The sequence below is a fragment of the Oceanobacillus chungangensis genome (genome assembly GCF_003369565.1).
Lineage (GTDB): Bacteria > Bacillota > Bacilli > Bacillales > Amphibacillaceae > Oceanobacillus > Oceanobacillus chungangensis.
The window spans coordinates 1-10,687 of the sequence record NZ_PIOD01000010.1; the positions used below are offsets into that span (position 1 = coordinate 1).

Here is a 10,687-nt window from a genome sequence, read left to right on the forward strand (position 1 = left end):
TCCCGAACACAGTAGTTAAGCTCTTCAGCGCCGATGGTAGTTGGGACTTTGTCCCTGCAAGAGTAGGACGCCGCCAGGCTAATCAAAAGTCTAAGATACAAAATCTGTATCTTAGACTTTTTTTAATTGATTCTGCAATGAAACATTATTGCTACCTCGTCATCATTGCTGGTTAATAAGATGCAAGGTCATTTTTATTAAGATATAACGCAAATCTCAAACAGTAATGGTACGATATAAGATGAATTATCTTTCAATCATTACTAAGTCTTAATCGTAACTTTAAAGCATATAAATAATTGAATAAATGAATATAGTTGCTGATACCATTAATAGAACTAATCAGAACAGAAAGGATGCAAGCAATGGATACACTTTTACACGAAGTATTTGGCGATGATTTTCATATTATTATTATTCGTTTACTTATTGCCTTAGCACTATCCGGTTTCATAGGCTTTGAACGTGAGTTGAATAATCACTCCGCTGGTTTTCGTACACATATCCTAGTAGGAGTCGGGTCTTGTTTAATGATGTTACTGTCACTATATGGGTTTTCTCCATTTATAGAGGCATATGATAATGTACGATTCGATCCAGCACGAATACCATCTTATGTTATAAGTGGAATTGGTTTTCTTGGAGCAGGAACTATCATTGTGTATGGAGGCACGATTCGTGGCTTAACTACGGCAGCGTCTATTTGGACCGTAGCTGGAATTGGATTAGTAGTAGGAGTTGGTATGTATGGTGCTGCTGCCCTAGCAACATTAATAATCTTAATCAGTTTAATTTTCCTTAACAATTTTGAAAAAATCCTTCCAAGAATAAATGTCTCCAGTTTTATTGAAATTATTGTCGAACCAGAATTGGAGATTAAAGATGTTGTTGCTACTGCAGAGAAATTTGGCGAAACGGTAAGGAATATTGAAATAATAAAAATGGAAAATAATATTAGAAAGATCCACATTAAATTAATTCATGGGAAGAATAGTGATAGAATTTCCATGCTAGATGAAATCTCTAAGATTGATTTCGTGAATAATGTGTCGGAACTAGATAAATAATAAGATTTTGAACATTACTCATTGAAAATAAAAAAACAAAGCATATATTTTAAAATAAAAACCTTACATTAATTACGATGTAGGGTTTTGTTTTAATTTTTTTGTCCACACTAGGTTATAAAATCTATTTGCATCTCCATCATAATTGCGTATAATAAAAGTATAGTCAAAGATAGTCAAAGTCAAATATGGTAATAAATAATAGACTTACTCATACTAACAAGAGGAGATGGGCAGATGAGTAATATTTCAGATGTAATCGAACAGTATTTAAAAAAGGTATTACAATCGAAAGGGCAAAATGCGATTGAAATTAAGCGGAGTGAAATTGCTGAATTGTTTCAATGTGTTCCTTCCCAAATCAATTATGTAATTAACACGCGTTTTACGGTAGAAAAAGGGTATACAGTAGAAAGTAAGCGTGGTGGTGGTGGTTATATTCGAATCATTAGAGTAACACATCAAGATAAATCGCAATTAATAGATGAAATTATTCATATGATCAACCCTACTGTGACACAGCGGGCTTCATTAGATGTACTTGAACGCCTTTTAGAAGAAGAATTAATTTCGCAGCGAGAGGCAAAGCTTATGCTCAGTGCAATTGATCGGAATACCCTCGCATTTAAGCTACCACTACGAGATGAGATACGGGCACGGATACTGACTGCTATGCTTACACAATTAAAATATATGTAGAATCGTTATTCTTGCTAACTATGATTGTAACGTATAAGATTTTCTTAACGATGATACACATTGGTAAAGGGGAGACGCGAAGTGGAATGTCAAGAGTGCCATGAACGACCAGCCACACTTCATTTTACACAGGTAATAAATGGCGAAAAGAAGGAAAATCACGTTTGCGAGGTCTGTGCGAAAGAGAAGGGTTATTTATCCTATCCTGATGAGGCATATTCATTTCATCACTTGCTAACAGATTTAATTAATTTCAATGCATCAAAACTGGATAGTGTAGAAAATAAAACGTTAAAGCAACAATCACAGGAGTTGACGTGTACCCATTGTGGAATGACATTTTCACAGTTTAAACAGATTGGGAAATTTGGATGTGCGTCCTGTTATGAGACCTTTTCTTCTCGATTAGATCCTATCTTCCGTCGTGCGCATGCAGGGAATACAAAGCATAATGGAAAGGTTCCAAAACGAACTGGGATTGATTTGCAAACTAGGAAACAAATCGAGAGCTATAAAAAGGAACTACAGCATTTAATTGAAACGGAAGCATTTGAAGATGCTGCAATCATTCGCGATAAAATTAAAGAACTGGAAAGTAATCCTAGGAAATCAGAAGCAGGTGACAAGTCATGAGCTTAGAGCATTTTATCGATGAAGCGATTAGCCCCTGGATGCGTGACGATGGTCCAGAAAGTGACATAGTCTTAAGTAGCCGAATTCGTTTAGCAAGAAATGTTGCAGATGTATCTTTCCCATTAATAGCAAGTGAAGAAAAATTAGAAGCTATACATGATTTCTTTCAGGAAAAATATGAACATCAATCATTTCGGAACCACGAAGATTTTGAATTCATTTCAATAAGAGACCTAACAGCGGTTGAGAAGCATGTCCTAGTGGAGAAGCACTTAATTAGCCCTCATTTAGTGAAGTATAGTGATGAATCTGCAGCACTTATCTCACAAAATGAGCAAATTTCTGTAATGATAAATGAAGAGGATCATATTCGCATTCAGCTCTATTATCCTGGATTACAATTGGAAAGGGCATTGGAAGATGCATTTGCATTTGACGATTGGTTAGAGGAGAGAGTCGATTATGCATTTGATGAAACGAGAGGATATTTAACTTGTTGTCCTACAAATGTTGGAACAGGACTACGTGCCTCTGTAATGATGCATTTGCCCGCACTGACAATAACGAAGCAAATTAATCGAATCATACCGGCGATTAACCAACTAGGTTTTGTGGTAAGAGGTATATATGGTGAGGGCAGTGAAGCGGTAGGGAATATATTCCAGGTTTCTAATCAAATTACATTAGGTAAATCCGAAGAGGATATTGTGAGTGATTTAGGGAGTATTGTGAATCAGTTAATTGGACATGAACGGAATGCTCGCAGCATACTTATGAAACAATCAGAATTAACACTAGAAGATCGTATTTATCGTTCTTATGGTGTTTTAGAATATAGTCGCATCATCAACGCAACTGAGGCATCTAGATGCATCTCAAACGTGCGATTAGGAATAGATTTAGGTATTATTAAACATACATCAAGAAATATACTAAATGAACTTATGGTACTTATTCAACCAGGATTCTTACAACATTTTGCTAAGAAAAACTTAACAGCCAACGAACGCGATGTGCTTCGGGCATCACTCATCCGAGAAAGATTAGAATTAGAGAAATAGGAGGGAATCAATTATGATGTTTGGACGTTTTACAGAAAAGGCGCAAAAAGTATTAGCGTTATCTCAAGAAGAAGCAGTACGCCTTGGACATACGAATATTGGTACAGAGCATATTCTCTTAGGCCTTGTCCGTGAAGGCGAGGGTATCGCCGCGAAAGCATTACAATCCTTAGGATTAGAAGTTCCAAAAATTCAAGAGGAAGTGGAAAAGCTAATTGGTGTTGGCAAGCAGCAGATGCAAACGATTCATTACACACCTCGTGCGAAGAAGGTTGTTGAGCTATCCCAAGACGAAGCGCGAAAATTAGGTCATTCGTATGTCGGTACAGAACATATTTTACTAGGATTAATTCGTGAAGGAGAAGGGGTAGCTGCCCGCGTATTGAATAACTTAGGTGTCAGTTTAAATAAGGCGCGCCAGCAAGTACTACAGCTTCTAGGCAGCAATGAGTCTCAAGCTGGCCGTCAAGGACGTAATGGGCAACAACAATCAAATGCAAATACACCGACACTTGATTCCTTAGCAAGAGATTTAACGCAAAGCGCGAAGGATGCGAAAATTGATCCTGTTATTGGCCGTGCAAAGGAAATTGAGCGCGTGATTCAAATTCTTAGTCGCCGTACGAAGAATAACCCAGTATTAATCGGTGAGCCTGGTGTTGGTAAAACTGCAGTTGCAGAAGGACTCGCACAACAAATTATTGATAACGAGGTTCCGGAAACATTACGAGATAAACGAGTCATGACCCTTGATATGGGGACAGTTGTTGCTGGTACGAAATATCGCGGTGAATTTGAAGATCGGTTGAAAAAAGTGATGGAGGAGATTCGCCAGGCAGGAAATGTTATTTTATTTATTGATGAACTGCATACATTAATTGGCGCAGGTGGAGCAGAGGGAGCAATTGATGCATCAAATATTTTGAAGCCTTCTCTTGCACGTGGCGAATTACAATGTATCGGGGCGACTACGCTTGACGAGTATCGTAAATATATTGAAAAAGATGCAGCATTAGAGCGCCGGTTCCAGCCAATCACAGTGGATGAGCCAACATTAGAAGAAACAATTCAAATCTTAAATGGACTTCGTGATCGCTATGAGGCGCATCACCGTGTATCAATTACAGATGAAGCAATTGAAGCAGCGGCAACCCTATCTGATAGATATATTACCGATAGATTCTTACCAGATAAAGCAATTGATTTAATCGATGAGGCAGGATCTAAAGTACGTTTGCGTTCATATACGATTCCACCAAATTTAAAAGAACTGGAACAGAAGCTTGAAGAAGTAAGAAAAGAAAAAGATGCAGCAGTACAAAGTCAAGAATTTGAAAAGGCAGCATCATTACGTGATTCTGAGCAGCGTTTCCGTGAAGAAGTAGAAAAGACGAAACAAGAATGGAAGGAAAAGCAAGGGCAAACAGATTCCGAAGTAACAGTAGAGGATATTGCTAGTGTTGTATCTATTTGGACTGGGGTTCCTGTTTCCAAGCTAACGAAGGATGAAACGAAGCGCCTTCTAAATATGGAAGAAACATTGCATGATCGTGTTATCGGTCAAGAAGAGGCAGTTGATGCAGTAGCTAAAGCAATCCGCCGAGCTCGTGCCGGACTAAAGGATCCAAAACGTCCAATTGGTTCATTTATTTTCTTAGGACCAACTGGAGTTGGTAAAACCGAGCTTGCACGTGCACTCGCGGAAGTAATGTTCGCCGATGAAGATGCGATGATTCGCATCGATATGTCAGAGTACATGGAGCGTCATTCAACCTCTCGTCTTGTTGGTTCACCTCCTGGATATGTCGGATATGATGAAGGTGGTCAGCTTACAGAAAAAGTAAGAAGAAAACCATACTCTGTAGTTCTCCTTGATGAAATTGAGAAGGCACATCCAGAAGTGTTTAATATATTGCTGCAAGTATTAGAGGATGGCCGTTTAACTGATTCTAAGGGACGGGTTGTTGATTTTCGTAACACTGTAATTATCATGACATCCAATGTTGGGGCAAGTGAATTAAAACGGAATAAATACGTTGGGTTTAATCTCGGTGACGAAACGCAACATTATAAAGAAATGAAATCGAAAGTGATGGATGAATTGAAAAAGGCATTCCGTCCTGAATTTTTAAACCGAATCGATGAAACAATTGTGTTCCATTCCTTAGAGAAGAAGCATATGAAAGATATTGTTGTATTGATGATCAAACAACTACAACAACGCTTGAAGGAACAGGACATCGACTTCTCACTTACAGATAAAGCAGTTGAGAAGATTGCCAATGAAGGATTTGATCCTGAATATGGTGCGCGGCCATTGCGCCGCTCGATTCAAAAGAATATTGAAGATTTACTTTCCGAAGAGCTTCTTAAAGGAACGATTTCAATCAATGAGAAAGTGAAAGTCGGACTGAATAACAAGGGCGAGTTCATTATTCTTGCATAATAACTAAATAGCAATCCCGTTAATTATTACCAAAGCTAGAAGAGATCCATCTTCTAGCTTTTCCTAAAGGTTAGCGCGAATAATCATCCTATAATAGCCACGTTAGTACGGATTTGTGGCAAAAATGAGGAAGATGGACTATTAATTTGATAGAATTCTGTAACCTATAAGTTGTAAAAAAGGATTACAATAGAGAGATAGAGGAAAGGGACGAGAAATTTGGCAAAACGCAAATCTAAGTTTGTTTGTCAGGATTGTGGCTATGAGTCACCGAAATGGATGGGGAAATGTCCAGGCTGTAATAATTGGAATACACTGGTTGAAGAGGTAGAATCAACGACGACTAGAGGGAACCATGCCTTTAGAGGCGTTACGAAAGTAAATAGTAAACCAGAGAAGATTACAGCAATTGAATCCGAGAAAGAACCGCGGATAACGACTTCCATGAAGGAGTTCAATCGAGTTCTCGGTGGAGGGATTGTTCTTGGCTCTCTAGTATTAATTGGTGGCGACCCTGGTATCGGTAAATCAACCTTGCTATTACAAATTTCCTCTCAGTTAGCTGAAAAACAGCTGCCAATATTATACATATCGGGTGAGGAATCCACTCGTCAGACTAAGCTCCGTGCAGACCGACTTGGAATTAAAGCAGACTTGCTTTATGTTTTATCAGAAACGAATTTATTTGATATCACGAAACAAATTGAAGAAATTAGACCTTCATTTGTTGTCGTCGACTCAATCCAAACAATTTATCGTGAAGAAATATCAAGTGCTCCTGGGAGTGTTTCTCAAGTTCGGGAATGCACTGGTGAACTAATGCGAATTGCAAAGTCAATGGGCATTCCAATCTTTATCGTTGGCCATGTAACGAAAGAAGGAGCAATTGCCGGACCGAGATTGCTTGAGCATATGGTGGATGCTGTTCTTTACTTTGAAGGAGAACGGCATCATGTTTATCGGATTTTGCGAAGTGTAAAAAATCGCTTCGGATCAACAAATGAGATGGGTATTTTTGAAATGAAGGAAGAAGGGCTTAGAGAAGTGATGAATCCTTCCGAAATATTTCTGGAAGAGCGTTCAGAAGGTTCGGCAGGTTCGACGGTAGTTGCTTCAATGGAGGGCACAAGACCGATTCTTGTGGAAATCCAGGCGTTGATATCTCCTTCTAGCTTTGGAAACCCTCGAAGAATGGCTACAGGTATCGATAATAATCGTGTTCCATTATTAATGGCTGTTTTGGAAAAGCGTGTTGGTATGATGTTACAGAATCAGGATGCATATATTAAAGTAACGGGCGGTGTTAAACTGGATGAACCAGCAATCGATTTAGCACTTGCCGTAAGTATAGCCTCAAGCTTTCGTGATCGATCTACGAGACCGAATGATATCTTTATCGGGGAAGTTGGTCTAACTGGCGAGATAAGGCGTGTTTCACGTATTGAACAGCGTGTCCAAGAAGCCGCAAAGCTAGGGTTTAAGCGTGTCATCTGTCCAAAAAATAACTTGGATGGCTGGACCCCGCCGAAGAATATTCAAGTAATCGGTGTAAGCACCGTCCAAGAGGCACTAGACGTAGGAATTGAACAGTAACCCAGTTTCGATTCAGGGAATGAAGCTGGGGAGTGTCAGTTTTAATATTTTTATCGTTGTTTTCTCCCTTTTCTTAAGGTTAATTTATAAAAATATAGGCAATAATAAATACTAGGAGGTGATAATGGTGCTAAAAATAATCGTCAATTTATTTTTTATTGTTTTAGGAGCAACAGTAGGGTATCTATATGTTCCAGATATTTTTAGTTTATTAGGTGTTTCAGTAGATAGTTGGTTCACATCACCATATGTGGGCATGGTATTCGGTGCAATTGTCTTTTTCCTTATCTCATATTGGTTAGCGGACTATATTGTAAACTTCTTAAAATGGATAGAAGATGCACTTATTAAGTTACCAGCAGTCGATTTAATGTTTGGTAGTTTAGGATTAATCATTGGATTAGTCATTGCATACTTTTCCACAATGCCATTACAAGAGATTCGCATTGAAATTTTCTCACAAATTTTACCGCTCTTTATTACCGTTTTACTCGGTTACTTTGGATTCCAAGTTGGCTTTAGAAGAAGGGATGAATTTTTCAATCTATTAAAAACGAATAGAAAGGAAAAGAGAAAATCTATCGATGGCCAAGATGTCGAGGAAGCAACTAGCTCAAGAGCAAAAATACTAGATACTAGTGTAATCATCGATGGGCGTATCGCCGATATTTGTCAGACGAACTTCTTAGAAGGCACGCTCGTTATACCGCAATTCGTTTTAGGAGAATTACAGCATATTGCCGATTCGTCGGATGCTTTAAAACGAAATCGTGGTCGGCGAGGATTGGACGTCTTAAATCGAATTCAAAAGGATTTACCGATTAAGGTAGAGATTTACGATGGCGATTTTGAAGATATTCAGGAAGTGGATAGTAAACTGATTAAGCTTGCAAAAGTAATCAATGGAATCGTCGTAACCAATGACTTTAATCTAAATAAAGTATGCGATCTTCAAGGTGTTAGCGTACTAAATATTAATGATTTAGCAAATGCTGTGAAGCCTGTTGTATTGCCTGGTGAAGAATTAGTTGTACAGGTAATTAAAGATGGGAAAGAGCATAATCAAGGCGTTGCTTATTTAGATGATGGTACGATGATTGTAGTGGAAGAAGGCAGGGACTATATCGGTCAAACGATTGAAGTTCTAATCACTAGTGTATTGCAAACATCTGCAGGTAGAATGATTTTTGCAAAACCAAAATTACTTGAAAAAGCACAGTAAAAAGGGTATAACTTATAGAGGATAGAGTATTAAAGTGATAACAGTATAATGTTATCACTTTTCTTATTAATAATAGTAAAATGCAGAACGAATCAATTGAGTAGAGGCACCTCACCAGAGGTTAAGAATAGAAAGGGGAAACACCATGACAAATAATGTTCGTGTACGATATGCTCCAAGCCCAACAGGCCATTTGCACATTGGTAACGCAAGAACGGCACTTTTTAATTATTTATATGCTAAACACTTTGATGGGAAATTTATTGTTCGTGTGGAGGATACTGACGATAAACGTAATGTTGAAGGTGGGGAAGAAAGTCAGAATACATTCTTAAAATGGCTTGGCATCGAATGGGATGAAGGAGCGGATATTGGCGGAGAATATGGTCCATATCGCCAAACAGAGCGTCTTGATATTTATAAGAAATTTACCGACGAACTTCTTGAACGAGGTCTTGCATATAAAGATTATATGACGGAGGAAGAGCTTGAAGCAGAGCGTGAACAACAACAAGCTAATGGACAAACACCGAAATATTCTGGTGCACATCGCAATTTAACAGCAGAACAAATTGCTGCATTTGAAGCAGAGGGAAGAAAGCCTAGCATTCGTTTCCGTGTTCCCGAAAATAAAACATACACATTCCAAGACATCGTTCGTGGAGAAATCTCATTTGAATCAAGTGATTTTGGTGACTGGGTAATGGTGAAGCAAAATGGCATTCCAACCTATAACTTTGCTGTTGCAATCGATGACCACCTAATGGAGATTTCTCATGTTCTTCGTGGCGAAGAGCATATCTCCAATACACCGAAGCAAATGATGATCTTTGATGCATTCGACTGGACTGCACCACAATATGGCCATATGACACTGATTCTAAATGAAGAACGGAAGAAGCTAAGTAAACGTGATAATCATGTGGTTCAGTTTATCGAGCAATATAAGGATTTAGGATATTTACCAGAAGCAATGTTTAACTTCATTTCTTTACTTGGTTGGTCACCAGTTGGCGAGGAAGAAATCTTTGATCAACAAACATTGATCGAAATCTTTGATCCAGCGCGTTTATCTACATCTGCAGCAATTTTTGATCAACAAAAATTAAAATGGATGAATAATGAATACATTAAGAAAGCTGATTTCAGCAAAGTTATTGAGCTTACAATGCCATATTTAATTGATGCAGGGAAATTACCAGCGGACATGGATGAGGAAAAGCGCACTTGGGCTGAAAATATGATTTCTTTATATCGTGAGCAATTACGATATGGTAAGGAAATCGTTGAGCTAACAGAGCTATTCTTCAATGATCATATTGAGCTTGATGATGCGTCCCTCGAAGTACTGAAGGAGGAGCAAGTTCCAGAGGTATTACAAGTATTCACGGATAAGCTAATCCATTTAGACGATTTCACGAAGGATTCAATTAAAGCACAGTTTAAGGCTACTCAAAAGGAAACAGGCCATCGCGGGAAGAAACTATTCATGCCTATTCGAATTGCAACAACAGGCCAAATGCATGGACCTGAGCTTCCATTCGCAATCGAGCTATTAGGGAAAGAAGTTATTTTAGCGCGTTTGGACAAGGTATTAAAACAATTAGGAGCTTAATTGTTCACATTTGGGTAATTGTATAATATAGTATTAAAAGAGGATGTTCAAAAAGGCTGGTTTAACCTCCTTTTTGATCGAGTATTAACAAGTAAATAAAATCCTGCATTGTATGCGGATGAACATGAACGTTGAAAAGGGAAAGTAGAGAATGATTAGCTTACTCAGAGAGAATCACCGTGGCTGGGAGTGATTTTAAGCGTCGTTTTCGAAGTGCCCCTAAGAGTCTGTTATTGAAATAGTAGTATATAACAGCGGTTCTCTACCGTTATTAGAGCACAAGTTGGGAAGGATTATTTTTCCAAACAGAGTGGAACCGCGTGAGAAGCGCCTCTGTGTATTGATTACACA

Annotated in this window: 8 protein-coding genes, 1 rRNA gene and 1 other annotated feature; all 9 genes read left to right on the forward strand. The window is 38.3% G+C overall.

Annotation, left to right across the window (positions count from 1 at the left end; all coding sequences use genetic code 11):
- Window positions 1-79: ribosomal RNA gene (rrf, locus tag CWR45_RS20485) — 5S ribosomal RNA — on the forward strand; the annotation flags it as partial.
- A gap of 286 nt (window positions 80-365) precedes the next feature.
- The gene (locus CWR45_RS09455) at window positions 366-1,067 is read left to right on the forward strand and encodes an MgtC/SapB family protein (RefSeq protein WP_115749631.1); all 702 of its coding nucleotides are present in this window, start codon (window positions 366-368) and stop codon (window positions 1,065-1,067) included.
- Window positions 1,068-1,304: 237 nt separating this feature from the next.
- On the forward strand, window positions 1,305-1,766 hold the full coding sequence (locus CWR45_RS09460) for a CtsR family transcriptional regulator (protein ID WP_115749632.1): 462 nt from the start codon (window positions 1,305-1,307) through the stop codon (window positions 1,764-1,766).
- Window positions 1,767-1,847: 81 nt separating this feature from the next.
- On the forward strand, window positions 1,848-2,399 hold the full coding sequence (mcsA, locus tag CWR45_RS09465; protein ID WP_115749633.1) for a protein-arginine kinase activator protein McsA: 552 nt from the start codon (window positions 1,848-1,850) through the stop codon (window positions 2,397-2,399).
- Window positions 2,396-3,460 (forward strand): protein-arginine kinase McsB, encoded by a 1,065-nt coding sequence (gene mcsB / locus CWR45_RS09470; protein ID WP_115749634.1) that lies wholly within the window; start codon window positions 2,396-2,398, stop codon window positions 3,458-3,460. Before mcsA ends, mcsB begins: the two co-directional genes overlap by 4 nt.
- Window positions 3,461-3,473: 13 nt before the next feature.
- Complete coding sequence (gene clpC, locus CWR45_RS09475) at window positions 3,474-5,906, forward strand: ATP-dependent protease ATP-binding subunit ClpC (RefSeq protein WP_115749635.1); 2,433 nt, start codon at window positions 3,474-3,476, stop codon at window positions 5,904-5,906.
- A gap of 219 nt (window positions 5,907-6,125) precedes the next feature.
- On the forward strand, window positions 6,126-7,499 hold the full coding sequence (gene radA / locus CWR45_RS09480; RefSeq protein ID WP_115749636.1) for a DNA repair protein RadA: 1,374 nt from the start codon (window positions 6,126-6,128) through the stop codon (window positions 7,497-7,499).
- Window positions 7,500-7,626: 127 nt separating this feature from the next.
- Window positions 7,627-8,721 carry a PIN/TRAM domain-containing protein gene (locus tag CWR45_RS09485; protein WP_115749727.1) on the forward strand — a complete coding sequence of 365 codons (1,095 nt, stop codon included), beginning with the start codon at window positions 7,627-7,629 and terminating at the stop codon, window positions 8,719-8,721.
- A gap of 145 nt (window positions 8,722-8,866) precedes the next feature.
- Window positions 8,867-10,336 carry a glutamate--tRNA ligase gene (gltX, locus tag CWR45_RS09490; protein WP_115749637.1) on the forward strand — a complete coding sequence of 490 codons (1,470 nt, stop codon included), beginning with the start codon at window positions 8,867-8,869 and terminating at the stop codon, window positions 10,334-10,336.
- Between the two features lie 122 nt (window positions 10,337-10,458).
- Window positions 10,459-10,674: a binding site (T-box leader), on the forward strand.
- Window positions 10,675-10,687: the final 13 nt, after the last annotated feature.

Excerpts from the sequence above, each read along its gene's own strand:
- CWR45_RS09455 (WP_115749631.1), top strand. The coding sequence starts at position 366 with ATGGATACACTTTTACACGAAGTATTTGGCGATGATTTTCATATTATT.
- CWR45_RS09460 (WP_115749632.1), top strand. The coding sequence starts at position 1,305 with ATGAGTAATATTTCAGATGTAATCGAACAGTATTTAAAAAAGGTATTA.
- mcsB (WP_115749634.1), top strand. The coding sequence starts at position 2,396 with ATGAGCTTAGAGCATTTTATCGATGAAGCGATTAGCCCCTGGATGCGT.
- clpC (WP_115749635.1), top strand. The coding sequence starts at position 3,474 with ATGATGTTTGGACGTTTTACAGAAAAGGCGCAAAAAGTATTAGCGTTA.
- gltX (WP_115749637.1), top strand. The coding sequence starts at position 8,867 with ATGACAAATAATGTTCGTGTACGATATGCTCCAAGCCCAACAGGCCAT.